Here is a 26,129-nt window from a genome sequence, read left to right as displayed (position 1 = left end):
TCAGAACGGATCCGGGACGCAGACCATTTTCCGGAGCCGTACTGGTAATTTATAATAATCAAAAGTAAAAATGGAGGAACGATCGATGAGAAAGAAACCGGTTGTATTAATGATCCTGGATGGTTATGGATTGAATGATAAGGTAGAGGGCAATGCCGTAGCACAGGCCAATACCCCTGTAATGGATTCCCTGATGAAGGAGTATCCTTTTGTACACGGCAATGCCAGCGGTATGGCAGTAGGACTTCCCGAGGGCCAGATGGGTAACTCCGAGGTAGGTCATATGAATATGGGTGCCGGCCGTATCGTATATCAGGAGCTGACCCGTATCACCAAGGAAATCCAGGATGGTGACTTCTTTAAAAATGAAGCCCTGTTGAAGGCTATTGATAACTGTAAGAAGAACAACAGTGCCCTGCATCTGATGGGACTGTTATCTGACGGTGGTGTACACAGCCACATCACCCATCTGTACGGCCTGCTGGAGTTGGCGAAGCAGCAGGGACTGGAAAAGGTATATGTCCACTGCTTCTTAGATGGACGTGATACCCCTCCCGCCAGCGGTAAGAGCTATGCAGAGCAGTTAAATGAAGAAATGAAGAAAATCGGTGTAGGTAAGATCGCTTCTGTAATGGGCCGTTATTATGCTATGGATCGTGATAACAATTATGACCGTGTACAGCTGGCTTACGACGCCATGACCGAGGGCAAAGGTCTGACCGCTGCCTGCGGTATCTGTGGTATCCAGGAGTCTTACGACAGAGAAGAGACCGATGAGTTTGTAAAACCTACTGTTGTTGTAGAAGATGGCAAGGCAGTCGGACTGGTGCAGGACAAGGATTCCGTGATCTTCTTCAACTTCCGTCCCGACCGTGCAAGAGAGATCACCAGAGCCTTCTGTGATGATGACTTCAAGGGATTTGACCGTGTGAGAAAGGATATTACTTTTGTATGCTTCTCCGATTACGATCCTACCATTCCTAATAAAGAAGTGGCATTCCACAAGATCGCCATTACCAATACCTTCGGTGAGTGGCTGGCAGCCCATGACATGAAGCAGGCACGTATCGCCGAGACTGAGAAGTATGCACATGTAACCTTCTTCTTCAACGGCGGCGTAGAGCAGCCCAACGAGGGAGAGGATCGTATCCTGGTAAATTCTCCCAAGGATGTGGCAACCTATGATCTGAAGCCGGAGATGAGTGCTCCTCAGGTCTGCGGGAAACTGCTTGATGCGATCCGCTCTGAAAAATATGATGTGATCGTGATCAACTTCGCAAACCCCGATATGGTAGGTCATACCGGTGTGATCTCTGCAGCCATCAAGGCGATTGAGACCGTAGATGAGTGCGTAGGCAAGGCAGTACAGGCAGTGAAGGATGTAGACGGTGTTCTGTTCATCTGTGCAGACCACGGTAACGCAGAGCAGATGATCGATTACACCACCGGTCAGCCTCATACCGCACATACCACCAATCCGGTTCCGTTCATCCTGGTAAACTACGATCCTGCTTATACGCTGAAAAAGGGCGGATGCCTGGCAGATATCGTACCTACCCTGATCAACGTGATGGGTATGGAGCAGCCGGCAGAAATGACAGGAAAGTCTCTGTTAATTAAAAAGTAATCACCGGAATATTTTCGGTAAGATCGCAGAAACCATAAAAGCAGATGAAGATTCCTCAGGCACTTTGCACGGTGCCTGAGGATTTTGTAACTGATTTTTACATGATATCTTCTTATCAGCAGGAGGAAGAATTATATTATATGGAACAGAAGAAAAATCTGGTAACTCTGGGCAGCACCGGGATCACCGTAGAGAAAAACTCCTTCGGAGCGCTGCCCATCCAGCGGATCTCCAAGGAAGCAGCCATTGGACTGCTTCGCAAAGCCTATGCTGCAGGCGTGACCTTTTATGACACTGCCAGATACTATACTGACAGCGAAGAGAAAGTGGGCGCTGCCTTTGAGGGTATGCGTGACAAAATATATATCGCTACCAAGACCGGAGCCACCACAGCAGAAGGCTTCTGGAAGGAGCTGCACACTTCCCTGGAAAAATTAAAAACAGATTATATCGACATCTACCAGTTCCACAATCCGGCATTCTGCCCGAAGCCGGGAGATGGCACGGGATTGTATGAGGCCATGCTGGAAGCCAAAGAAAAAGGCATGATCCGTCACATTGGTATTACCAATCACCGCCTGAATGTTGCCCATGAAGCCATTGAAAGCGGACTGTATGAGACACTGCAGTTTCCGTTCTGCTATCTGGCTACCGACAAGGATCTGGAACTGGTACAGGATTGCAAAAAGGCAGGCATGGGATTCATTGCCATGAAGGCACTGTCCGGCGGACTGATCAATAATTCCGCAGCAGCCTATGCGTATCTGGCACAGTTCGACAATGTGCTTCCCATCTGGGGTGTGCAGCGGGAGAATGAGCTGGATGAATTCTTATCCTATATCGACAATCCTCCCACACTGACACCGGAATTACAGGCGGTGATCGATCGTGACAGAGAAGAACTGCAGGGAGAGTTCTGCAGAGGCTGCGGCTATTGCATGCCCTGTCCGGCAGGGATCGAGATCAACAACTGTGCCCGCATGAGCCTGATGATCCGCAGAGCACCTTCAGCAGCACAGCTGACAGACGAGATGCAGGCAAAAATGCGTAAGATCGAGGATTGCCTGCATTGTGGCAGATGTAAATCCAAGTGTCCCTATGGACTGGATACTCCGGCACTACTTGAGAAAAATTATAAGGATTACTGTGAGATCCTTGCCGGAAAAGCGTATTAACACATAGCAGATCTGAATAATAACCTCCTTATGGGACATACTTACCTAAGAAAAAGTAAGTTAAGGATGCCTGTAAGGAGGTTTTTTATGGAAAAATATCTGGAGATCGTCGAAGTACATGGAAGGGAGATTCTGGATTCCAGAGGAAATCCCACGGTGTCTGCCACTGTCACGGTGAAGGACAGAGAGAACGGCAGATGTTTTCAGGGGATGGCAGCGGTGCCCTCCGGAGCCAGTACCGGACAGTTCGAGGCTGTGGAACTCAGGGATGGAGAAACCAGATATTTCGGACTGGGTGTGCAGCATGCCGTCAAAAACGTGGATGAAAAGATTGCAAGTGTTTTGGTGGGAGAGAATGCATTGGAGCAGATCCGTATCGACCGGATCCTGCGGGAGACGGACGGCACGGACAATAAGAGTAACCTGGGAGCCAATGCCATGCTGGCAGTGTCCATGGCGGTGGCAAGAGCAGCGGCGGAGGCACTGGGTCTTCCCCTGTATCGTTACTTCGGAGGAATCTCTCCGAGACTTCTGCCGGTACCTATGATGAATATCTTAAACGGCGGAAAGCATGCGGCGAACACCGTGGATTTCCAGGAGTTCATGATCATGCCCGCGCAGGCGGAGAACTTTGCGGAGGGGTTACGGATCTGTGCGGAAATTTATCATAATCTGAAAAAACTGCTGGAGGAGAAAGGCTTGTCCACCGGAGTCGGGGATGAGGGCGGCTTTGCCCCCAATCTGCCGGATGCAGAGAGTGTGCTGGATCTCCTCGTGGAGGCAATCGAAGCTTCCGGATATGTGCCGGGGCAGGATATCCGGATCGCCATGGATGCCGCCAGCAGCGAACTATATAATGAAAAAACGGGAATGTACCATTTCCCCGGAGAGAGTAAGCTGAAGGGAGAGGAAGTCCTGCGGGATACCGGAGAAATGATCTCGTATTATGAACGGCTCGTAGAGAACTATCCCATTATCTCTATTGAGGACGGACTGGATGAAAATGACTGGGACGGATGGCAGGAGCTGACGAAACGGCTGGGAGAGAAGATCCAGTTAGTGGGAGATGATCTGTTTGTCACAAATACAAAACGGCTGGATGCCGGGATCAAACTTCATTGTGGTAATGCCATTCTGGTTAAAGTCAATCAGATCGGAACTCTGTCCGAAGCCTTCGAAGCGGTGGAGATGGCACACAAGAATGGTTACAAGGCAGTGATCTCCCACAGATCCGGCGAGACGGAGGATACCACCATAGCGGACATAGCGGTGGCACTGAATGCCGGACAGATCAAGACCGGAGCGCCCTGTCGCAGCGATCGTGTGGCGAAGTACAACCGGCTGCTTGCCATTGAAGAGGAGTTAAAGGATGCCGCGGCATATATGGAGCCGTTCCACAAGATCTGAGTGGTTGCGCAACAAAATGTAAACTACAAAAAATAAAAAATGTATAAAAAAGAAGAATTTTCTGCACCAAAAATTCTTCTTTTTTTTTGAGGAAAACTATAGAGACATACATGGGAGAAAGAAAAAAGAACAAAAATACAATGTGTAAATATACATCATATACTGGAAAATATACACTATATACAGGAATTGAAAACAGAGACTATTTTTATTGAAAAACTTTTTCATAAATATACAGACAAATGTGCGCGCTACACGCACAGCGGAAGGAGACAGCAAAAGAGGCAGAGTCACGGAAACTGGCAGATGCTTCATATGTAATTCAGTTGACAGCCTTGAAAAAGTGTTGTAATATAACAAAAGTCGTTGTCGGAAAAGTAAAGTACATTTTACGTACGTGTATACTTGCATACAAATACGAAAAGTGTATTTTATGAATGTCCGTAGGCAAAAGAAAAGCAAGGAGTTGAAGAGATGCTTAAATATATTGCAAAACGTATCGGTCTGGCGCTGATCACGATTTTTACAGTAGCAACACTCACCTTTTTCCTGATGAACATGGTCCCCGGTGGTCCGTTCCTCTCGGAGAAAGCAGTAAGCCCTGCTGCACAGGCAGCCCTGGAGGCAAAATATGGACTGGACAAGCCTTTGTCCCAGCAGTATCTGACGTATATGAAAGATGCTTTGCACGGTGATTTCGGAGAGAGTCTGAAGCAGAGAGGAAGAACCGTTACTTCTATTATAGTATCCAAGTTCCCTGTATCTGCAAGAGTAGGTGGACTTTCCGTTATCGTAGCGCTGTTGGTAGGTATCCCTCTGGGATGTCTGGCAGCTACCCATCGTGGCAAGACGCTGGACAGCGTGATCTCCGTGATCTCCACTTGTGGTATTGCGGTACCAAGCTTCGTTATATGTACTCTGCTTCTGTATTTCCTGGGAAGTAAGGTAAAGATACTGCCCACCTACGGAATCGGTACCTGGAAGCATTATGTGATGCCCGTGATCGCATTGGCATTGTACCCAACTGCTTATATTATGAGACTGATGCGTTCTTCCATGCTGGATGTTCTGGGGCAGGATTATATGAGAACCGCTACGGCGAAGGGAGTAAAACCTTTCTTCCGTCTGTTCAAGCATGCACTGAGAAATGCACTGCTCCCCGTTATCACCTATGTAGGTCCTATGATGGCTTATACTATGACAGGAAGCTTCGTAGTAGAGAAGATTTTCACGATCCCCGGTCTGGGCAATGAATTTGTCAGCTCGATCATTAACCGTGACTACACCATGATCATGGGTACCACCATTTTCCTCGCAACACTGATGGTTGTCATGAATGTGCTGGTGGATATCGTGTATAAGCTCGTCGACCCCAGAATCAAGTTGAAGTAAGATTAACAGGAAGGAAGATACCGATGAAAGAACCGAATGCTATGAGCTTTCATGTAAAATATAAACCGGAAGATTTTATGCCGGCGAACGAAGAAGAGAAGCAGAGTCAGGTCATCATGCGCGAGAGCGTGGGCTTCTGGCAGGATGGCTTCCGCAGACTTCGTAAGAATAAGGTTGCCATGGTCAGCCTCTTCGTTATTATTGTAGTTATGATCTTTTCCTTTATCGTGCCTGCATTTTATCCCTATGATTACAAGACACAGATCAAAGGAAGCGAGAATCTGCACCCCATGCAGTATTCCGAGAAAGAGATAGAGCGTATGGATGCGGGAGAGAAGGTATTCCCCCATGTGCTCGGTACAGATAAAATGGGCCGTGATTATGCCATCCGTGTTATGATGGGAAGCCGTATCTCCCTGTTGGTTGGTCTGATCGCTACTGCCATCATTTTCGTGATCGGTTCCCTGATCGGTTCCATCTCTGCCTTCTTCGGTGGATGGGTGGATCTGATCATTATGCGTATTGTGGATATTATCTATACGATACCGGATTTCCTGCTGATCGTGCTGCTGTCCTTTGCGTTAAAGGACCCTCTGGCGAATCTGGCACAGCTTCCCGGATTCGGATGGATGCAGATCGTAGGATCTAACCTGATCAGTATCTTCATCGTATTCGCATTGCTGTACTGGGTAGGAATGGCACGTATGGTACGAAGCCAGATCCTGACCCTGAAGGAAAATGATTATGTCATGGCAGCCAAGGCTCTGGGAGCCAAGGATGGCCGTATCATTAAAAAGCATCTGCTGACCAACTGTATCGGTACGCTGATCGTTACCACCACACTGCAGATCCCTTCCTCTATTTTTACCGAGAGCTATCTGAGCTTCTTAGGTATGGGTGTGGCAGTTCCCCTGCCTTCCCTGGGAAGCCTTGCAAGTGATGCCATTAACGGAATGATCACATTCCCGTACCTGCTGTTTGCACCCTGTCTGCTGATCAGTCTGATCATCTTAAGCTTTAACCTGTTTGGTGACGGACTTCGTGACGCATTTGACCCGAAGCTTAAGAATTAATGGAAGGAGTAGTGAAGATGGATAACAATTATCTGGTAGATATACAGCATGAACGTCTCTCTTTCTTTACTCCTGCCGGAGAAGTAAAGGCACTGAACGATGTCTCCATTCACCTGAAGGAAGGGGAAGTATTGGGCATCGTAGGAGAGAGTGGTTCCGGTAAATCCGTAACCGCATACAGTCTGATGGGACTGACCGCTTATCCCGGTAAGCTGATCGGCGGAGAACTTCACTTCAATGGACACGAAGTGGAGAAAATGACCGAAAAAGATTTTTCCAAGATGCGTGGTAAAGAGGTCTCCATTATTTTCCAGGATCCTCTGACCAGCTTAAATCCCGTATATACCATTGGTAATCAGATTATGGAAGTGATCCGTCTGCATACCGATGCGGACAAGAAAAAGGCATATGCAAGAGCAGTGGAGCTTTTGTCTCTGGTAGGTATCAATGAACCGGAGAAGCGTATGAAGCAGTATCCCCACGAGCTGTCCGGTGGTATGAGACAGCGTGTCATGATCGCGATCGCGCTGGCATGTGAACCGAAGCTTCTGATCGCCGATGAGCCTACTACCGCACTGGACGTTACCATTCAGGCGCAGATCCTGGAGCTGATGATGGAGCTGAAGGACAAGTTGGGCATGGCGATCATCATGATCACCCATGACCTGGGTATCGTGGCGAGCATGTGTGACCGTATTGCAGTCATGTATGCCGGTCGTATCGTGGAGACTGGTACCTGTGACGAGATCTTCTACCATCCGAAGCATGAATATACCAAGGGTCTTCTGGAGAGTATCCCCCGTCTGGACAGCACGAAGCATGAGAAGCTGATCCCCATCGAGGGTAACCCGGTGGATCTTCTGAATCCTCCCGAGGGATGTGCATTCGCACCCCGCTGTAAGAACTGCATGAAGATCTGCCTGAGAGAGAATCCGCCCAAGACGGATTTTAGCGAGACGCATTATGCACACTGCTTTATGAACCAGAAAGCTGAGATGGAGGGAGGAAATACCAATGAGTGATAAGTTACTTCAGGTTGAACATTTGAAGCAATACTTCCCCGCAGGCGGCATGGGTAAAAACCGTAAGTTCGTGAAGGCCGTGGATGATGTCAGCTTTTTTGTGAATAAAGGTGAGACTCTCGGACTGGTAGGAGAGAGCGGCTGTGGTAAGACCACCACCGGACGTTCTATCTTACGATTATATGAGCCCACCGGCGGCAAGATCACATTTGACGGCAAGGTGATCCTGGACGTTGAAAATAAAGTAAAGGTAGATATGCTGCCTTACCGTCAGAAGATGCAGATGGTATTCCAGGATCCTTATGCAAGTCTGGATCCCAGAATGACCGTAGGAGATATCGTAGGGGAAGCCATAGATATTCATAAGCTGGCTGCCAATAAGAAGGAACGTCATGATATGATCATTTCCATGCTGGAGAAGGTTGGACTGAACTCTGAGCATGCGAACAGATATCCTCATGAATTCTCCGGCGGACAGCGTCAGCGTGTCGGCATTGCGAGAGCACTGGCAGTGAACCCGCAGTTCATCGTCTGCGATGAGCCGATCTCCGCACTGGATGTATCAATCCAGGCACAGGTGGTGAATATGTTCGAGGAGCTGCAGGAGCAGATGGGACTGACCTATCTGTTCATCGCACATGACCTCTCTGTCGTAAAACATATCTCCGACCGTATCGGCGTTATGTACCTGGGCAAAATGGTAGAGCTGGCAGACAGCTACGAGCTGGTAGCACGAAGCCTGCATCCTTATACCAAGAGCCTGATCTCTGCGATCCCCATTGCAGATCCCATCAAGGCAAGAGCAAGCAAACGTATTGTTCTGCAGGGAGATGTACCCAGCCCCTTAAATCCTCCTACCGGATGTCGTTTCCGCACCAGATGTCCTTATGCGGATGAGTGCTGTGCACAGAAGGAACCCGAATGGAGAGAAGTGGAAAAGGGTCACTACGTGGCTTGCCACCATGTGGAGAAGATCAATGCCTGAAATTAGGTATTGACAGCTGAGCAATTTAGCTGTTTAATATAAAGCTATACAAAGCATAGTGCTTTTGTATGAAAAGAAAGAGGAGGATAACTTTATGAAAAAGAAGTTAGCTATGCTGCTCACCGCAGCAATGCTGGTAGGTTCTCTGGCAGCATGCGGCAGCAGCGACAATGGTTCTTCTGCAACCGGCAGTGCCAGTGCAACTGACAGCACCAAGACCGATGCAGCAGCAACCGAAGTTAGTACCGAAGGCAAACAGCTTACCGTTCAGATCGGTCCCGATCCCGAGACCATTGATCCCGCACTGAACAGTGCAGTAGATGGCGGTAATATGCTGCTTCACTCTTTTGAGTGTCTTCTGACAATTGACCAGGATGGTAAGATCGCTCCCGGACAGGCTGAGACCTGGGAAGTATCTGAAGATGGTCTTACCTGGACCTTCCATCTTCGTGATGGATTAAAGTGGTCTGACGGCAGTGATCTGACCGCAGACGATTTCGTATACAGCTGGAAGCGTGTATGCGATCCCGTAGTAGCAGCTCCTTATGCTGAGACTGTTCTGGGTATGGTTAAGGGCTTTGACGAGGCACAGGCAGGTGATCTGGATGCTCTGGCAGTATCCGCTCCCGATGCTAAGAACTTCGTTGTAGAGCTTTCCAATCCCTGCCCTTACTTCGAGTCTCTGGCAGCATTCGCTACCCTGAGCCCTGTTCAGCAGGCAACCGTAGAGGCTAACGGCGATGCATGGGCTACCGCAGCTGAGACCTATATCTCCAACGGACCTTTCTACATTACCGAGTGGGTACCCGGTTCTCACATTACTATGTCCAAGAACCCTAACTACTGGAATGCAGATGCGATCAAGCTTGGCAGCATCAAATTCGTACTGATGGAGGATTCCAACGCAGCTTATACTGCATACCAGTCCGGTGATGTACTGTTCATCAAGGATGTTCCTACCCAGGAGATCCCCAGCTTACAGGGTAACCCCGAGTTCCATGTAGAGCCTAACCTGGGAACTTACTATCTGTCCATGAACCTGGAAGATCCTGCATTCGCAGATGTAAATGTTCGTAAGGCTCTGAGCCTGGCAATTGATCGTGATTATGTAGCAAATACCCTGATGCAGGGAACCTACTCTCCCGCATACAACCTCGTAGGTGAGGGCTGGGTAGATACCGACGGCAGCTCCTTCAATGCAAATGCTAACGGTGGTCAGAGCTATATCTCCGAGGATTTCGATGCTAACCTTGAGGAAGCTAAGCAGCTCTTAGCTGATGCCGGCTACCCTAACGGTGAAGGACTTCCTACCATCACCTATACTACCAACGATGCAGGTTACCACAAGGTTGTTGCTGAGTACTTACAGCAGGCATGGGGCGAGCTTGGTATTAACGTAGAAGTAAATATCGTTGAGTGGTCCAGCTTCACTCCGATGAGACGTAACGGTGAGTACATGGTAGCACGTAACGGATGGGTAGGAGACTACAGCGATCCTTCCAATATGTTAGACTTGTTCTGCACCGGCAACGGTAACAACGATGGTAAGTTCTCCAACGCTGACTTCGATGCAGCTATGGAGAAGGCAGCTTCCACCATGGATACCGCTGAGCGTTCCGCAGCTCTTCATCAGGCTGAGGATGTTCTGATGGAGCAGGTAGGATGCATCCCTGTTGCTTACTACAATGACTTCTGGCTGCAGAGTGAGAAGATCACCGGTATCTGGCATTCCGCTTATGGTTTCTGGTACTTCATGTATGGTGACATCGCAGAGTAAGCTGCGGATCTGATCATTCAGAATAAAAAACAAAGGATCCCCGTGAGATCGTAAAGATTTCCGGGGGTTCTTTTTTGTGTCGCCTTTTCGGTGCTGTATTGTAAAATGTTGTTGCAATTGTGTACAATATATGGTAATATAAAATCTGCTTGACATTAGGAGGTGTGAAATGGAAGCATTAAGAGTAGTAATCAACATAATTTTTATATTAGTATGCGTAGCACTGACGGTGTTAGTATTGATGCAGGAAGGTAAGTCCGCAGGACTGGGCTCTATCAGCGGTGCAGCTGAGACCTACTGGGGCAGAAATAAAGGACGTTCCATGGAAGGTATGCTGGTGAAGATCACGAAGATCCTTGCAGTATTCTTCATGTTACTTGCAGTCGTACTGAATCTGAACGTATTTTAATCATTACGAAGGATGACACTCTTGTGTGCATGGCATACAAGAGTGTTTTGTTATATGTAACTATTCAGAGCCTCGTAGAGGCGGTTTTGCGAATGGAGTTCTGGATAGTTACTGTTTGAGAGAGGTTACATGATAAACGAAATCAGAGAGAAGAGAAAAAAAGTAATTTGTGATCTGGTGAAGGATGATTTTTACGTTCCGATGAAGGAAAAGGAACTGGCAATGTTTCTTCAGGTCGCAAAAGAAGACCGGGAAGAGTTTCGTGAGATTTTACGGGAACTTTTAGCGGAAGGAAAACTTACCCTGACCGTTAAGGGTAAATATATGAAGTCCAACGGTAAGGTTCTGACGGGAACTTTTATCAGCAATGCCAAAGGCTTTGGATTTGTGGAAGTGGAAGGAAGGGACGAGGATCTGTTCATTCCGGAGGACAAGCAGGGTGGAGCATTCCATAAGGATACCGTGGAAGTGGCACTTCTGCCTGCGAAGACCGGCAAACGCCAGGAAGCGCAGGTTATCCGCATCATTGCCAGGGGTATGACTCAGGTGGTGGGAACCTATGAGCAGTCCAAGAGTAATTTTGGCTTTGTCATTCCGGATAACACGAAGATAGCACAGGATATTTTCGTGCCGAAGGAGTGGTCGAAGGGGGCCATGACCGGACATAAGGTCGTGGTGGAGATTACCGGATACGGCACGAATACGAAGAGTCCTGAGGGCAAAGTCGTGGAGATCCTGGGACATATCAACGATCCCGGTGTAGATATCATGTCTATCGTACGTGGCTTTGATCTGCCGGTGGAATTCGGCGAGAAGATCATGAGCCAGGTGGAGAGGGTATCCCAGGAGGTATCCGAGGCGGATTGTGCCGGACGCAGGGATCTGCGGGATGTGACCATGGTGACCATCGACGGAGAGGATGCCAAGGATCTGGATGATGCTGTCAGTGTATCCTTTGATGGGACATATTACCACTTAGGAGTACACATTGCAGACGTGACGAACTACGTGCAGGAGAATTCCGCACTGGACAGAGAGGCATTAAAACGAGGCACCAGTGTCTATCTGGTGGACCGTGTGATCCCTATGCTGCCCCATGCATTGAGTAACGGTATCTGTTCCCTGAATGAGGGCGTGGACCGTCTGGCATTAAGCTGCCTGATGAAGGTGGATGAAGAGGGCGAGATCGTGGACTATGAGATCTGCGAATCTGTGATCCGGGTCAATAAGCGGATGTCTTATACCGTGGTGAAAAAGCTGCTGGAGGAGCCAGAGTGTGTAGAGCATAACGCCGATATGCCGGACGGAACCTCCGGGGAAGGCATAGAAATCTCAACAGACTATTCACAGTACAGGGAACTGCTCCCTATGTTCCAACAAATGGCTGAGCTCGCGGACAAACTGAGGAAGAAGAGACAGAAGCGGGGATCCATTGATTTCGATTTTCCGGAGTGCAAGATCCTGTTAGATAAGGAAGGACATCCACTGGATATTAAGCCTTACGAGCGGAATGTAGCGACTATGCTGATCGAGGATTTTATGCTCGCAGCGAATGAGACAGTGGCACAGCATTTTTACTGGCAGGAGCTGCCCTTCGTCTACCGCGTCCATGATGTACCGGATCCGGAGCGGATCCAGAAGCTGTCTACGTTCATCAGCAATTATGGCTATTACATGAAGGCGCTGGGGCGCAGGAACAGCAAGGTCTCCACGGAGGAAATCCATCCCAAGGAGATCCAGAAGCTGTTACAGAAGATTGAGGGAACTCCCGAAGAGCCTATGATCGCCAGACTGACCCTGCGCAGCATGAAACAGGCAAAATACAGCACGGAGTGTACCGGACATTTTGGACTGGCATGTCAGTATTACTGTCATTTTACTTCGCCGATCCGCCGTTATCCGGATCTGCAGATCCATCGTATTATCAAGGAACAGCTGCGGGGACGCCTGAAGGAAGAGAGAGTGGAGCACTACCGGGATATTCTGCCGGAGGTGGCGAAACATTCTTCTGAAATGGAGCGCCGTGCCGATGAGGCAGAGCGGGAGACGGATAAGCTGAAGAAGGTAGAATATATGGAACAACACATCGGAGAGGAATACGAGGGTGTGATCTCCGGTGTCACCGGCTGGGGACTGTATGTGGAACTGCCCAATACCGTGGAAGGGCTGATCCATATTTCCACGATCCCGGGCGACTATTATCACTACAATGAGGCAGCCTGTGAGATGGTGGGAGAAGCTACCGGACGTTGCTTCAAACTGGGAATGCCGGTGCGGATCGAAGTGGAGGACTGTGACCGTTTTATGCGCACCATCAATTTCCGGCTGGTGGATAAATGAACTGTTAGTTCATTGACAATTACAGAAAATATAGTAAACTGTAACTATTCAGAGTCGTTAAAAATAAGTTCCGCAGGAGTGTTCTGCAATGGGGTTCTGAATAGTTACAAGGTTTTGAAGAGGTAGCCATGGCAAAAGGAAAAGAGTCCCAGAAGCTGATCGCGAACAATAAAAAAGCATATCATGATTTTTTCATTGATGAGACCTATGAGTGCGGCATTGCCTTGCACGGTACGGAAGTAAAGTCCATGCGTATGGGCAAGTGCAGTATCAAGGAGGCGTTCGTCCGCATTGAAGACGGAGAAGTATTCGTCTACGGAATGCATGTAAGTCCTTATGAGAAGGGGAATATTTTCAATAAAGATCCTCTTCGTGTGAAAAAACTGCTGCTGCATAAGTACGAGATCAACAAACTGCTGGGCAAGATCAAGGAAAAAGGGTATACATTAGTCCCTTTGCAGGTATACTTTAAAGACGGTAAGGTAAAGGTAGAGATCGGGCTGGCACGTGGTAAGAAGCTCTATGACAAGAGAGAAGCCATTGCCAAAAAGGATCAGCGCAGAGAGGCAGAGAAGGAATTCAAGGTCCGCAATCTGTGATCCACAGGCTCTGATCCTGCAATGCTTTACTGCAAGTGCTTGACAGTGTGTGTGCCATCAAGTATACTTGGTCTGACAATTGAATAAGGGGTAGTAAAGGTTTCGACAGGGGTTTTGCAGCTGGAGAAGCGAGTCGCATGGTAATGCGTTAAATGGCCAAATTAAAATTAAACGCTAACGATAATTTAGCATACGCTGCCTAATGGCAGCAGTCGGCCCTAGGGCACTCACACCTTAGGATCCCGGCTTCAAACATGTGAGAAACGACATATGCAAAGCTTTGCGCATATGGGCGTAACATGAAGCTACTGAAATGCTCAGGGTGTTTATTCCCGGGGCGCGGAGGGAATGTCAAAGAATAAACTACACTCGTAGAAGGACAGGGAATAGGCTTTTGGACACGGGTTCGACTCCCGTCTACTCCATCATAAACTTAGCATTTATGCGGGTTTTCACAGGGTGGTATTGATTAGGTACTCAACTAGGTACTCAAATCAATATCAGAATAATTAGAGAAAGGAGAGTTGTACAAGTGCCTTTCTTCATACTAAAGATAAATCGACCATAGATCGGTTTATTTTTTTGCGCAAAAATAGGAGAAGTTTTCAAAAAAATCTTGGTAAATGATTTTGATACCCCCCCTACCCCCTCATTTTTAGTTGAAAAATCGAAATTGAATTTTTTCAAAATTTGGTGCAGATTTCACACAGATTTGTGCTGAAAAATGTGATCTGATTTTGGATATAGTATCCCTGATTATTCTTCCCCAGTTCTGGGGGTACACTCCACAAACTTATAATATGCCCCGCCTGCTGCTCTGACTGGCTCAAATTTGGACAGAAGTAGCTCAGGTGTAGAAAACTCACGTATAGACCGCATAATTGCCTTAAAATGGACTTTACGCGGTCGATTCCCTTGTGTCAATCCGTTTCAACTGGTAAGTGAACACTTTTATTTATAGCCTGCGCCAGCTTCTCCGAGGACTGGGCAAGATATTCTTGTGTTGTCGTAACACTGGCGTGCTGGTAAAATTCTTTAACCGCTACAATATCATGGCCGGAATTCTTATAGATCTGCTGCCCGGCGAACTTCCGAAAGCTATGTGTTGAGGTCTGCGGAAGGCAAATATATTGTGTAGGGAGGTATTTATTATGGCGGCCATGTTGACATTACTTGCAATAATAGTAGGAGTTGTTGTGCTAGATTCACTGTTGACGAAAGATAAAAAGCCGAAACATTTTGACTGTTGTCCCAACTGCGGTAGCAAACGGTTCCATGCTTTTGTCGAACAGGAAGTAATCAGCCAAGGAAAGGTGAAAACGACATATTCTGCGAATCTGAATCCGCTTAAGCCTTTCACCCTGGTTAATAAAAAAGAAAAGGTTGTAAGGCAGCCGGTTACGAGGAATGTATCAAAGTTTGTATGTGACGACTGCGGTAATATATTCGGATAATACAATGGGCTCATGTGCGGAGTCCTTTTCTGACAGCAATGACATAGAAAGAGCAGCATTGAAGCTGCTCTTTTTGAATGCAAGGAGGATGCAAAATGGAAATAGTATTGTGCATAGTGATCTCTATTATTGTTTCGGCAGTAGTCTCCATACTGATGCTGAAATTTTTCGCTTACAAATACTTTGAGGTGATTGATTCCTATATTAAAGGCTTATTTGATAACTTTAGGAATACAACAGGATACAAATAATTCTCCTAAAGGAGATAATTTTGCAATTCCCTTTTCTAATGTTATTTCATACATTGAGTATTTTCTTTTAGCAGAAAGAAATATATTGCTGTTAAGAAATGGGGTGTAAGTGTCTTCGTTAGAAAAATATTCTGTCCATGACATTTCAATAAGCCCTAAGCGTTGAAGTGATGAAATGGAAATACTTTTTTCATTAGGCATCATTTCAGAAGAGCCACTAAGAAAAATATTTCTTACGACTACATCATAAGATGTTTTTTCTTTGTTCAAGTAGCATCTGATATTACAGATGGGCTGCTCACTACTTGATTTGAAACATTGTAATAATTTTGCATCATTAGAACTCATTTGACCGATAATTTGAGCAAAAGAAGGATGAACATTTTTCCCAGAGTCAGTTGCTGAAGTAAGCAAAGCAACGAAAAGCTGACGAAGATCATCTTCCTCAACACAATATTTTGCCTCATCAAGAGTTTTAAGAACTATTTGTGTGGTAGGCTCTTTACGACGTTGTTCGGGGACGGTTTCCAAGGAGTCTTCTAGTTCTTTTTTGAATTTTTCAAGATCTTTGGTATACTTAATACGGCGTTTTTCAGCTAACTGAGAAATCCCACCAAAAGCGAGAAACCAACAATCCGACAACGTTTGTCCAATGCCTTGAGTTGGTAAATCAGTTACATTTTTAATTGCATTGTCTACGGATTCAGGAAGATTTGCATTAATATTGATGTCAGTCATATAGGTGTACCTCACTTTCCTTTGTCTTGTGTATATTATCATTATAATGAGTGATAAATTAGATTTCAATGATAAAAAGCATAGGATATATTTCTATATAATGGCATATCTACTTCGATAAATCGAAATGCTGGAGCTATTGAAAAAATACGGATTCTGTAGGACAATGGTAACATAATAAAACCGTGAATGCGGGGAAAGTACAGGGGATAAAGGCATGGTAGGAAAGAAAAAACATATCAAATTTACTTATTATGATGTGGTAACACAGGACGATGATGGTAAGGAGAGTCTTTATGATTTAAGGAAGTGGTTAGACACTATTAGCAAAAATGAAATTGCAGATAGAATAAAAAGAATAGGAGATGTGCAGGGAAGACTAGAAACTGCGCAGGTAATAGAAAAAGGATATTATGCATTGAATTTTATGCGACTGGATGAAGCAAGTGATGCATACAAAGCAAAGGAAAACGAAAAAGCTGAACATATAGATTTAGAAAATGATGAATACTTAGGAAGAAATACAGTTGCTTTATATGATGAAGCAAACCATATTATTCTAATACAAAATAACAGAGGATCATATTCTGCAAATGCAATACAAAACTACATTAACGCTACAAATGGCGGAAAATGTTGTTATTTTAGACCAGTCCTTGATATTTTTGACACAGCAAGGTGTAAAAAGGGAATAATTAAAAAGATTTATGTCGGCTGTTCAGCAGTCAATCAATTTGACACTGATGGTTCAAAAGCTTTTGAGAACATTATTGAATCCTGTGATGAATTGGGTGGTTACACATTTTACATTGAAATAGGAATTGGCAGAGGAAAAAATAGGCAGTTAAGTAACCAAGGAATATATTCTGCGGTAAACACATTGCTTCGTAATAGAGGATGTTTATCAAAGGCAAAAATAACTTTAGCAGATGATAAAGACGCAGATTTGTATGATTTATTTGATAATGTACGTACTGGAAAATTTGATTTAACCGTGCCCGAAAGGGGCGAGTTAGACTTTATGCAGATTGCAGGAAATATATATTATCAATATGTTAATAAATAAGGGGATGTTGTAATATGATTGGCAATCCAATTAGAAAAAATGAGGTATTTAAAAAGACTCTTAATAGTTGGAGAGGGATATACTGCATTGTTTTGCCTATTTTTTCGGTTGTAGCATACTTTATTTGCTATAAAATATGGGAGATTAAGATATGGGAGAGTAAGAATTTCCCAGACACGCTTACTTCAATGGTTACCTTTGTGTCAATAATAATAAGCTTTTTTGGAGTATTACTTACTATACTGATTTCAGCAAAAGAAAAATCAGAGCTTATCAATTATTTCTTGGACACAGCGGACAAGGAGGTATTTGCGTCCTCTATTAAAAGGTTGATATTACATGGTCTACTTACGGTGATTATTTCGGCTATTCTTTTTATGTATGACATAATGTCTGAATGTGAGATTGTAATATATGTATGTATTGGGATATTTACGTTAGTTCGATTTACAACATTGACATATCGGTTTACAAATATTTTATTGATGCTATTCTTAAAAGATAGAAAAGTTTATGCAAAAATAGAAGATGAAAAATTGTCAGAAGAGGCTGTAAAAGAATTAGATGAACGATTGCAAAAAGGAATATAAATAACAATTAGGTCTGAAGCACTTACCTTCGGGTAGGTGCTTTTCTTATACCCAAAATACCGACTGTCGACTAGATGGCAGCCGCCAACCGGAACAATTAGAGGTGGAGATCATGGCTTACAGTGGATGGCTCTTAAAGATTGGAAATTACACAGTGGATGAAGGTAAACGTCAAATCCTACGCCTACCCTTAAATTTAACGCCGCTTTTATGAGCGGCGTGGTTTCCTACATTCCTCGGGAAGCTCCTCAGCCCAGGGCATCAGCTGATCTAGTTTTGCCGGATCTATATTTCCTTTTTCGTCACAATACTTAGGCAGCTCCGTGAGGATATACCTAAAGTAGTAGTATGGGCGCAGATTGTTCAGCTTTGCTGTTTCTGAAATACTGTAAACAAGAGCGCTGGCTCCGGCACCTTTTGCTGTGTTATGGAACATCCAGTTCTTTTTGCCGATACAGAAAGTCCGGATAGCCCGCTCGGAAGCGGAGTTATCGATTGGGATATCCCCATCGGTCAGAAATACCTTTAAATAGTTTTCCTGATGGATGACGAAATTTAGTCCCTGTCCGGTCCTGGATTTCGGAGGCACCGCACATTCTGCAGCCTGTTGTTTTGCCCACGCAAAGAAATCCTCAACCAGCGGCTTTATCCTTGTCTGCCGTTGTGTAAGGCGATCCGTTGCCGGAAGTTCTTTCAGTTCGGTATCGATCCGGTAGAATTCTGCGATCTTTTGTAATGCCTGGTATGCTACGGAATTTTTGCTGACAGGGGATCCTTTTTATCCGCTGCCTTTACGGCATCTGCAAAGGCTCTTCTTGCATGTGCCCAACAGTTTGCATTTGTCACTCCCGGCAGTTTTTTGTCCAGCAGATGATACTGCTCCAGACTGTCCGTGACCAGAACTCCTTTGTAGTTCCGGTAAAACTCCAGCGGCTTTTCATGATCCCTGCCTTTCTGGTATTCGTAGATCACCACAGGACGTTCCTTATAGAACTCCCCGGAACGGTGTACCCACATGTAGCATTTACTGTTCGGGCGGTCACTGTCACCGATCACCTGTGTCGGCGTTTCGTCTGACTGTGTCACCGGCAGGGACAGCAGTTCCTGCTTCATACGATCCACAAACGGTGCGAAATATTTCTCAGCACACCGGATGATCCAGTTCGACATGGTCTGTCTGGAGATATTTACACCATTGCGTTGAAACTCCTGCTCGACTCTGTGCAGTGCAGAGGAGTTCACATATTTTACATTCAGAATGGATGCAAGCAGGGAAGGAGTAACGATGCTTCCACGCAGAAGGTCCTTGGGGCGCTTTCCACGTAAGAATTCGTCCTGATGATCTCCGCCAGTGCCTGTATAGACTTCCACGGTATGGATTTCCACCGTCCAGGATTCCGGCTCATGGCGCAGTCTTTTGTAGGTTTCATCCTTCATTCTGCGCCAGTTGCCTGCACCATAAAACGCATCCAGTTCTTCTGTGGATACCTGATAAGGAGGAAGGATCTCTTCCGGGAAATCTTTCAGATACGTTTCCCGCTGCCCTTTTTTCTTATGGCTACGTCGGGATGGAAGTACTTCCTCCGCAGCAGGTTCCGGGACAGACAGATCGCACCAGCTTTCTGCCTCATCAAAGAAGGACAGCTGACCATCTATGGAATCCAGCGTTTCTGTGTGTTTTCCGAAACGATAGCTGTTCGCTATGCGTACCTGTTCGATCAGCCGCTCGATGTTCTCATTCAGGGTATCCAGCTGTCCCTGCATCATAAGAACGATGGTGATCAGTTCTTCCCTGCTGCAGTTATTCAGTTCTTCCAGTGTATGTCTGTCTGCCATTGTCCCGCTCCTTAAACTGTTTTCATTATACCAGAAAACACAAAGGATTGCGAACCGGCACCTCCGCAGGTTTCGTCATTCTGCCTATGCCTGTATGGCGGTGTGATGGTCATAGAGCCAGGGAAATATAAAGTTTTCAAGGTGCTGAAATTTTATCCGGATCCTCCTGTGGATACGTCACAGACCAGGAAACAGCGTTCAGAGAGGCTGTAACACCGGGAATGGATCTGACCGGATAGCAGGCATAAAAAATCTATGTTTTGCACAAAGATCAGGTGGGCTTTTGCGGTGTTACTTCCCTGACTTTGGGGTTCAGGGGATTCAGCCCCATCATAAGATAACGGAACTGTTCCTCTGTAAGGTCTGCGGCCTCTTCGCTGGTTCCCGGCCAGGACAGGGAACCTGCCTCCAGCCGTTTGTAGAGCTGAAGAAAACCGTCTCCCATCCATAGAAGTCCCTTGATGCGGTCGGACCGTCTGCCACAGAACAGGAATAAAGTTCCCTTTTCAAAAGGATTCTGATGGTATCTGTCTCCGATGATCATGGACAGCCCATCGATCCCTTTGCGCAGATCCACATATCCGCAGGCAATCACGACTCTGCGGATACCGGCAGCATCTTCAAGCATGAAGCACCTCCTGCAACAGCCTGCAAAGCAGGGACTCTGAAATATCGTTTGATAATTCCAGCGTCAGGCGGCCTGATCCGATCACTGCAACCGGAGTCATTGCTGCCGGGACGGTTGGCACCGGTGTTGTGTCCAGAGCAGTTTTTACCGGGATTTCTACAAAAGAGAGGGCAGACGGGTTGGTGACTTCCTGGAGTCCCTCCTGTTCACAGACTTCCCGGCGGATCTTTCGGAGCCAGTAATAGTAAGATTTTTCAGAAATATCGTTTTCAGCAAGCCACTGCTTTGCCGTAGTGCCTGCCGGTCTGTCCTGGCACTGTCGAATGATGTTTATCCAGTTCGACCTGCGGACAGTGTGAGTTAATTGATCCATGAGCTTGTGGCTTTGTGGGGTGTAGATGAAGAGGAATTAAACAGATATGCCAAACATAACACGAAAAGTCTGCTTCATGTTACCGTGATACCTTTGCAAAGAATCTTATTTGAGACGAAAGAAGACAGGGATGCAAGACGGCGGGCAGCGAGTACAGAGGAGCTGATGATGGAGATTGTACAGGATCCAGACTGGCAGATGTATATAATGACCAATAAGCAGAATTACTACGGTGCGGTAAATGTGCTCTATCAGGATGTGTTGAAAATCGTAGCAGAAAAATTAAATGCGAACCTCTACATCCTTCCCAGTTCTGTCCATGAAGTTTTGATAGTTCCCGAAAGCAGTAACACAAGCGCAGAAGAACTGTACCAGATGGTTTGTAATGTCAATCGTACAGAAGTAAGTGTGGATGATTTCCTGACAGACAACGTGTATTACTATAATCGTGAGAAAAACACCCTGAATGCGTTTGTAGAAGCAGAGTAATAAAGACCACCTACAGTAATTGATTGCTGTAGGTGGTTGTTTTATATACTTAATTTCTTGGCTATACTCAATAGATTGACTATAATATAGGAAGCTACAAAAATCTTATTTAAGAGGAGAAATAAAATGAAAAGAAAACTAATGATGGTAAGTATGATGGCGATTCTCTCTCTGAGTTTGTTTGCCTGCGGCAGCAAAGATACTACAAGCAGCAGTAATGGCAGTGCAAGAACAAACACAGAAAAAGAAGCTGACACAAAGAATGAAAACGTTGGCACATTTAGCCAGTTGTTTACAAACAATGAAGTAAGCGTCTGGTATTTATGTGATGCGATTGATAAGGAAGCAACACCGGACGTTTATGTGGTGTATGGAGATGGAACTTATCTTAATATGGAGGGGAAAAAGAGCAAGACATTTGCAGAGTTATCGAAAATGACCGATGAAGAGATCGCTTCATGGGTAGAGGAGGATTGGAACAACAGAAATGAAGTTTTGATGTATTATCATCAACATAAAGATGAACTTAGACAAGATGCAGAGAATTCCATATCCGATTCAACAGATAGTGATACAATTGCAATGATAGCACTTGATGATGCATATAGGGAAATTAGTGGAACTACATCAGAAGGTGGAGAGGAATTAGACCCAGATTACCTAAATAGTGTGCAGGATCAGGTAAATGCTGCAAAGGATTACATTATAAATGAAATAAATACGAAATTGGCAGAGCAGGGTGGTATTGCGAAACCTCGCTACGGTTTCTCTATTTATACAGATGCATCCGGAAATAATGTGGATAAGGAGGCATTGATTTTAGAAAGGAGTGGGCGGAAAGAGATTTCCACTACAAATGATATTAAATCGGGTGATGTCTATGACTCGCACTACAGTGGGTTCTTTGTAAGTGATGGAAAATATTTCTTGATGAGAATGAATCATGACATGGCAGTTACATTTGATGAAATCGGTGCAGATGGCATTTCTGTAGATGAAGATGTAGTTTTTGAATGATTTTCATAAAATTAAAAAATCGGCAGGGGCGTTAGAGCTCCTGTCGATTTTACTTTGTCTTATCATGTTCGATAATGTCAGAAACAGGACAATCGAGGATGTAGCAGAGCACATCGAGTGTCTTTGTAGTGATTGCTTCTCCCTTTTTCATGCGGTGGATGGTATTGGCGGAAACACCGTGCTTAAAAATCAGTTCGTATTCTGTCACATTTTTGCGAAGTAGGGTGTCAAAAAAAGGTTTGTATGATATCATGTTATTAGATTGAACCTCCTATCACATATTATAAAAAGAGTATCATACTTAATTTCTTGACTATACCTAATATATTGACTATAATGTAAGAACGATAGAGAACGATCACATGAAAACGAAAGTTAATCTCTCGAAATAAATTCTCTCAACGAAAGTGAGGAAAACCAACTATGAAACACAGAACACAAGCTCGCTGCGAAAGCCGTAGCAACAATCCTTTGCGCAGCACTGATGCTGACCGCATGTGGCAGCAAAGAGACAACCAGTAACGAAACTGCCAGCACAGAGACCACCTCTGTAGAATCCACTGAAATGACAGCCACAGAAGCAGCCGTAGCAGAACCCACGGCAAAGCCTGCTGAGATTCCCACGGAATCAGAAGCAGCTCCTGCCGAGACCCCTGCAGAATCTCCCGCACCTGCCGTGGAACCCACAACAGCACCTGTAGAACCCACTGCTGTAAGCACAGGGTATACTTATTCGGAATTAAACCAGACCATGTATGCAAAGTCCGCAGTAAATGTCAGAGACCTGCCAAGCACCGATGGTAAGAAAATTGGCAGCCTGAAAGCCAGCCAGGAAATTGTCGTTACGGGTAAGTGCGACCAGACAGGCTGGTATCGCTTTGACTGGAATAACACCATTGGTTATGTAAGTGACAAGTACATCGTATCCGAAAAACCTGCTGTGAATACCGTTGCAAGTGCAAACAACAGCAGCAATACTGCTGGAAACCAGTATGCAAGTAATACAGGAACTGATGAATTCGGTATCTCTGATGCTGTTATCGAGAACTTCATGAAAACTCACGGTAACGGCGGTACTGGAAATACAACTACAGGAAACACATCAACCACAAATGATTACTTCGACCGTGCAGCTGCAGAGCAAATCTTCGCATTGGTCAATGCAGAAAGAACTGCCGCAGGCATCCCTGCACTCACCTGGTCAGAAGACATGTACAACATTGCCGTACAGAGGTGTTATGAAGACGATGTTCACGCAGGTGTAAGAGCAGGCACCATCGAGAACTACACAACTGGTGACGGTAGCGACGCTGCTGCAATCCATCAGAAGTGGCACGACAGCGAAGGACACCGCAACACCTACATGCGTGCTGAATACACATACGGTGCTGTAGCTGTTCGGTTAATATCAAACACCCTCGGTGGAATACAGTTAGAACCGTACCACATCGCATACGAGGTATTTGACCTGAACAACACTGCTGCAAACAGCTCTGTAACCATCAACACTCCTGCACAGGACGACTCCGTAGCAGCAGCTCCTAAGACTGCCGATGAGAACACTGACACGTCATCCTCGAACGTAGGCTGGTCAATGACCCCACCCACGCAGGAAGACGGCTTGAAGAAGTGGCAGGAGCAGAACCCTGATGTGGAAGTGTCGTTCGGAAATTAAATAGCAAGTAATAAGGCGGACGCTGATGCGTCCGCTTTTCCTATTTTACGGAAGGTCTGCTGTACAGACCGGGCGCAATACGAAAAAGAAAGGCTGTCGCTTGACAGAATGGTAAAGAATTATGGATCGAGATATGGACTTATGGAATGCTCTACAGAAGCGCATGGGGCATAATGTGAAAATCACGTTCGAGGGTGCGGAAGATAACCCCGAAAATATCTTACTGCAATGTGAGGACTGCCATTTCGATATTTTGAGTGCTGACATTGAGACCGTGTGTGCAAGGGAGGATTGCTGACAGAGGAATAAGGAAAAGCATACCGCAAAGAATAATAGCATACTCCATTGACCGCATAACAAAATTTGTGTATAATTTTACTATCACAGAAGGAGGTGCTTTTATGCCGACCATTAAATCAAGTGCTGACTTGCGGAACAATTATAATGAAATATCGACCTACTGTCATAATTACCCGGAACCTGTTTTTATTACGAAGAATGGAAAAGGTGACCTTGCTGTAATGAGCATTGAGGCATACGAGGAATTAACCAGCCGCTTTGAACTATATAGCCAGATTAAGGAAGGAATGGACGATATTGCCGCTGGCAATACCAGACCGTTTCAAGAAGCCATGGCTGATATTCGGAGCCGCCGCAGAAGATGAATTATCAGGTACACATCACCAAAACTGCGGAGCATGACATTGCGAAAGCAGCAGATTACATCGAATTTGTCTTGAAGAACCCACAGGCAGCAGACCATCTGCTAGATGTTGCAACGGAAAAAATCGGTGAACTGACCCAGATGCCGGAGAAACTACAGCTGGTGGATGATCCCGTTTTGGCTGGTTGGGGAATTCGATTTATTATGGTAAACAATTATCTTGCGTTTTATACCATAGCTGAAGACAAGAAGGTGGTAATCATTGTACGTTTTCTTTATCAAAAAAGCAACTGGAACACCATTCTTCGACAAGGATTTTCACTCATTTAAGGAACCTGCTTTTGCAGGTTCCTTTTTGCAGTCCGCCGGACTGCCGGTGGGAGACTTGGAAGGAGTGTGGCAAATATGAGGAAGAGAGTGGTTTCAGGTATCAGAGACTTATGGATTGTCCTGTTCTGTTTGGTGGAGAGAAGGTTATTACAGATTCTTCTTGCAGTACCCGTTCCGGTCAGAATGGTTCTTGCGGGAGTACTGACAGCAAAGTATGTGGAGTGTCTGTTCTGCACAAGCCTTAGCATGACAATCCTTACCGTTGTGATGACAGTCTTTGTGGCGACAAATATCAAGAAGTGGAACGCAGAATTTCAGATCATATATATGACGGCAAGACTCAGAAAGCGTTCACGACAAAAGGCATATAATTTCAGAATAAACTAGAGAATCTACGGGCAGCCGAAAGGCCGCCCATTTTTTTAGCCAGATAATGTACCATCTTTGGGAGCAGAATGAACCACGGATTGTACCAAAAAGGAAAGAACAGGCATTCCCTACATTTGTGTACCAATATGCGCCCAAGATTGACCCACATCTGGGCGGAAACCGGTACATGGAATGGTTCACTTTTGAAAGAAAAAGGTATGGCACGATGCACAGAACGACCGGCAGCGGTCACATGTTTTCAGAAGGTTCCCGTAAGGGAACTTATTTTTTGGGGCAAGCTGCGCAGAACCTTACGGTGCAGTCTAAGGTCTGCGTAAAGAACTTTCTTGTAAACATTGTTTACAAATTTTGCAAATAACGTCCCGTTTACACGTCGTCACAGACCCTTACGGCTTGTAAACAAGTTCACTTAAAAAATGCCCATTTTACGGGCGTTCTGGCACTCTCGTTTACAGTTGTAAACAATGTTTACAGAAAAGTGCCAATATTCTGACGGCTCGTTTACAGGCTCAAACCCGCATAGTTACGGGGTTTTCGCAGAAATCTCATTGCTTTCTCCGCTAAAGGCTCCGGAAAGCAAAAAGGGCATAAGTAGAGCTTGTCACATCTGCGATGTAAATAAATGAAAAATGCTTTTGAAAAGAGACCTAAAAAATAAGAGAAGCTACACCTTACGGAAGATTTATTTTTCATAAAATCATTTTCCAAAAAGATAAGCAGAGAAGAAATGCTCGATAAAAAACAGTTGTACCAACGAGTGGTTGTAGGACGTAGGGTAAAGTTTTTGTAGGAAAAGTTAATAGAAAAAAGAAAGAAAGCACC

Annotated in this window: 27 protein-coding genes and 1 other RNA gene; 21 read left to right on the top strand and 7 right to left on the bottom strand. The window is 45.5% G+C overall.

What is annotated here, in order from left to right; translation table 11 throughout:
* The first annotated feature begins 85 nt into the window (after positions 1–85).
* From gpmI to DWZ61_RS02015, 13 genes are all read left to right on the top strand, one after another.
* Complete coding sequence (gene gpmI / locus DWZ61_RS02075; protein WP_118537272.1) at positions 86–1,627, top strand: 2,3-bisphosphoglycerate-independent phosphoglycerate mutase; 1,542 nt, start codon at positions 86–88, stop codon at positions 1,625–1,627.
* Positions 1,628–1,767: 140 nt separating this feature from the next.
* Positions 1,768–2,802 (top strand): aldo/keto reductase, encoded by a 1,035-nt coding sequence (locus DWZ61_RS02070; RefSeq protein ID WP_118537356.1) that lies wholly within the window; start codon positions 1,768–1,770, stop codon positions 2,800–2,802.
* An 87-nt stretch (positions 2,803–2,889) separates the two neighbouring features.
* The gene (gene eno / locus DWZ61_RS02065; protein ID WP_118537271.1) at positions 2,890–4,209 is read left to right on the top strand and encodes a phosphopyruvate hydratase; all 1,320 of its coding nucleotides are present in this window, start codon (positions 2,890–2,892) and stop codon (positions 4,207–4,209) included.
* A gap of 474 nt (positions 4,210–4,683) precedes the next feature.
* Complete coding sequence (locus tag DWZ61_RS02060; protein WP_117466943.1) at positions 4,684–5,601, top strand: ABC transporter permease; 918 nt, start codon at positions 4,684–4,686, stop codon at positions 5,599–5,601.
* Positions 5,602–5,624: 23 nt separating this feature from the next.
* Positions 5,625–6,674 carry an ABC transporter permease gene (locus tag DWZ61_RS02055; protein WP_117466945.1) on the top strand — a complete coding sequence of 350 codons (1,050 nt, stop codon included), beginning with the start codon at positions 5,625–5,627 and terminating at the stop codon, positions 6,672–6,674.
* Positions 6,675–6,691: 17 nt separating this feature from the next.
* Complete coding sequence (locus tag DWZ61_RS02050) at positions 6,692–7,696, top strand: ABC transporter ATP-binding protein (protein ID WP_118505070.1); 1,005 nt, start codon at positions 6,692–6,694, stop codon at positions 7,694–7,696.
* Positions 7,689–8,681, top strand: a complete 993-nt coding sequence (locus DWZ61_RS02045) for an ABC transporter ATP-binding protein (RefSeq protein ID WP_118537270.1) — start codon at positions 7,689–7,691, stop codon at positions 8,679–8,681. Before DWZ61_RS02050 ends, DWZ61_RS02045 begins: the two co-directional genes overlap by 8 nt.
* Before the next feature lie 94 nt (positions 8,682–8,775).
* Positions 8,776–10,458 carry a peptide ABC transporter substrate-binding protein gene (locus DWZ61_RS02040; RefSeq protein WP_118537269.1) on the top strand — a complete coding sequence of 561 codons (1,683 nt, stop codon included), beginning with the start codon at positions 8,776–8,778 and terminating at the stop codon, positions 10,456–10,458.
* Positions 10,459–10,627: 169 nt separating this feature from the next.
* The gene (gene secG, locus DWZ61_RS02035) at positions 10,628–10,867 is read left to right on the top strand and encodes a preprotein translocase subunit SecG (protein ID WP_118537268.1); all 240 of its coding nucleotides are present in this window, start codon (positions 10,628–10,630) and stop codon (positions 10,865–10,867) included.
* A gap of 129 nt (positions 10,868–10,996) precedes the next feature.
* Positions 10,997–13,207, top strand: coding sequence for a ribonuclease R (gene rnr, locus DWZ61_RS02030; RefSeq protein WP_118537267.1), 2,211 nt, complete (start codon positions 10,997–10,999; stop codon positions 13,205–13,207).
* Positions 13,208–13,335: 128 nt separating this feature from the next.
* A complete protein-coding gene (smpB, locus tag DWZ61_RS02025) occupies positions 13,336–13,806 on the top strand; it encodes an SsrA-binding protein SmpB (RefSeq protein WP_022152980.1) in 471 nt (156 codons plus the stop codon).
* Between the two features lie 87 nt (positions 13,807–13,893).
* Positions 13,894–14,234, top strand: a transfer-messenger RNA (tmRNA) gene (ssrA, locus tag DWZ61_RS02020).
* A gap of 723 nt (positions 14,235–14,957) precedes the next feature.
* Complete coding sequence (locus DWZ61_RS02015) at positions 14,958–15,260, top strand: hypothetical protein (RefSeq protein WP_118537266.1); 303 nt, start codon at positions 14,958–14,960, stop codon at positions 15,258–15,260.
* A 212-nt stretch (positions 15,261–15,472) separates the two neighbouring features.
* On the opposite strand, the gene DWZ61_RS02010 is transcribed toward DWZ61_RS02015, so the two are convergent.
* Positions 15,473–16,249 (bottom strand): DUF4393 domain-containing protein, encoded by a 777-nt coding sequence (locus tag DWZ61_RS02010; RefSeq protein ID WP_182426965.1) that lies wholly within the window; start codon positions 16,247–16,249, stop codon positions 15,473–15,475.
* A 217-nt stretch (positions 16,250–16,466) separates the two neighbouring features.
* Between DWZ61_RS02010 and DWZ61_RS02005 the strand changes: the two genes are divergently transcribed.
* The gene (locus DWZ61_RS02005; RefSeq protein WP_118537264.1) at positions 16,467–17,315 is read left to right on the top strand and encodes a DUF6731 family protein; all 849 of its coding nucleotides are present in this window, start codon (positions 16,467–16,469) and stop codon (positions 17,313–17,315) included.
* 14 nt (positions 17,316–17,329) lie between these two features.
* The gene (locus DWZ61_RS02000; RefSeq protein WP_118537263.1) at positions 17,330–17,905 is read left to right on the top strand and encodes a hypothetical protein; all 576 of its coding nucleotides are present in this window, start codon (positions 17,330–17,332) and stop codon (positions 17,903–17,905) included.
* A 208-nt stretch (positions 17,906–18,113) separates the two neighbouring features.
* Here DWZ61_RS02000 and DWZ61_RS20350 read toward each other — a convergent pair whose 3' ends face one another.
* The 4 genes from DWZ61_RS20350 to DWZ61_RS01985 form a co-directional block, all read right to left on the bottom strand.
* Entirely contained in the window at positions 18,114–18,602 is a 489-nt protein-coding gene (locus tag DWZ61_RS20350) for a transposase (RefSeq protein ID WP_279220467.1), read from the bottom strand.
* 50 nt (positions 18,603–18,652) lie between these two features.
* A complete protein-coding gene (locus DWZ61_RS01995) occupies positions 18,653–19,741 on the bottom strand; it encodes a transposase (protein WP_279220464.1) in 1,089 nt (362 codons plus the stop codon).
* Between the two features lie 271 nt (positions 19,742–20,012).
* On the bottom strand, positions 20,013–20,369 hold the full coding sequence (gene tnpB / locus DWZ61_RS01990; protein ID WP_118537262.1) for an IS66 family insertion sequence element accessory protein TnpB: 357 nt from the start codon (positions 20,367–20,369) through the stop codon (positions 20,013–20,015).
* Positions 20,362–20,742, bottom strand: coding sequence for a hypothetical protein (locus DWZ61_RS01985; RefSeq protein WP_118537261.1), 381 nt, complete (start codon positions 20,740–20,742; stop codon positions 20,362–20,364). Before DWZ61_RS01985 ends, tnpB begins: the two co-directional genes overlap by 8 nt.
* Before the next feature lie 12 nt (positions 20,743–20,754).
* On the opposite strand from DWZ61_RS01985, the gene DWZ61_RS01980 reads away from it, so the two are divergent.
* Both DWZ61_RS01980 and DWZ61_RS01975 read left to right on the top strand, forming a co-directional pair.
* Positions 20,755–21,231, top strand: a complete 477-nt coding sequence (locus tag DWZ61_RS01980; protein WP_147354662.1) for a DUF5688 family protein — start codon at positions 20,755–20,757, stop codon at positions 21,229–21,231.
* 126 nt (positions 21,232–21,357) lie between these two features.
* A complete protein-coding gene (locus DWZ61_RS01975; RefSeq protein ID WP_118537259.1) occupies positions 21,358–22,248 on the top strand; it encodes a hypothetical protein in 891 nt (296 codons plus the stop codon).
* Positions 22,249–22,297: 49 nt separating this feature from the next.
* Here the strand turns inward: DWZ61_RS01975 and DWZ61_RS01970 are convergent, their stop codons facing one another.
* Positions 22,298–22,501, bottom strand: a complete 204-nt coding sequence (locus DWZ61_RS01970; protein ID WP_118537258.1) for a helix-turn-helix domain-containing protein — start codon at positions 22,499–22,501, stop codon at positions 22,298–22,300.
* A 231-nt stretch (positions 22,502–22,732) separates the two neighbouring features.
* Here DWZ61_RS01970 and DWZ61_RS01965 point away from each other — a divergent pair, with 231 nt between their 5' ends.
* The 4 genes from DWZ61_RS01965 to DWZ61_RS01950 all read left to right on the top strand — a co-directional run bounded on the left by DWZ61_RS01965 (position 22,733) and on the right by DWZ61_RS01950 (position 25,304).
* Positions 22,733–23,923: an SH3 domain-containing protein gene (locus DWZ61_RS01965; protein ID WP_118537257.1), complete on the top strand. Its 1,191-nt coding sequence runs from the start codon at positions 22,733–22,735 to the stop codon at positions 23,921–23,923.
* 401 nt (positions 23,924–24,324) lie between these two features.
* Complete coding sequence (locus tag DWZ61_RS01960) at positions 24,325–24,588, top strand: type II toxin-antitoxin system prevent-host-death family antitoxin (protein WP_022313293.1); 264 nt, start codon at positions 24,325–24,327, stop codon at positions 24,586–24,588.
* A complete protein-coding gene (locus DWZ61_RS01955; protein ID WP_118537256.1) occupies positions 24,585–24,917 on the top strand; it encodes a type II toxin-antitoxin system RelE/ParE family toxin in 333 nt (110 codons plus the stop codon). Before DWZ61_RS01960 ends, DWZ61_RS01955 begins: the two co-directional genes overlap by 4 nt.
* A 75-nt stretch (positions 24,918–24,992) precedes the next feature.
* Positions 24,993–25,304 (top strand): hypothetical protein, encoded by a 312-nt coding sequence (locus tag DWZ61_RS01950; RefSeq protein ID WP_118537255.1) that lies wholly within the window; start codon positions 24,993–24,995, stop codon positions 25,302–25,304.
* Between the two features lie 504 nt (positions 25,305–25,808).
* Here the strand turns inward: DWZ61_RS01950 and DWZ61_RS19895 are convergent.
* The coding region (locus DWZ61_RS19895; protein ID WP_207664168.1) for a hypothetical protein at positions 25,809–26,129 on the bottom strand (321 nt) is incomplete at its 5' end.

Source organism: Clostridium sp. AF34-10BH, from assembly GCF_003478095.1.
Lineage (GTDB): Bacteria > Bacillota > Clostridia > Lachnospirales > Lachnospiraceae > Acetatifactor > Acetatifactor acetigignens.
The sequence above is the reverse complement of the archived record's forward strand: the minus strand, read 5'-3'. Positions and strand labels throughout refer to the sequence as shown.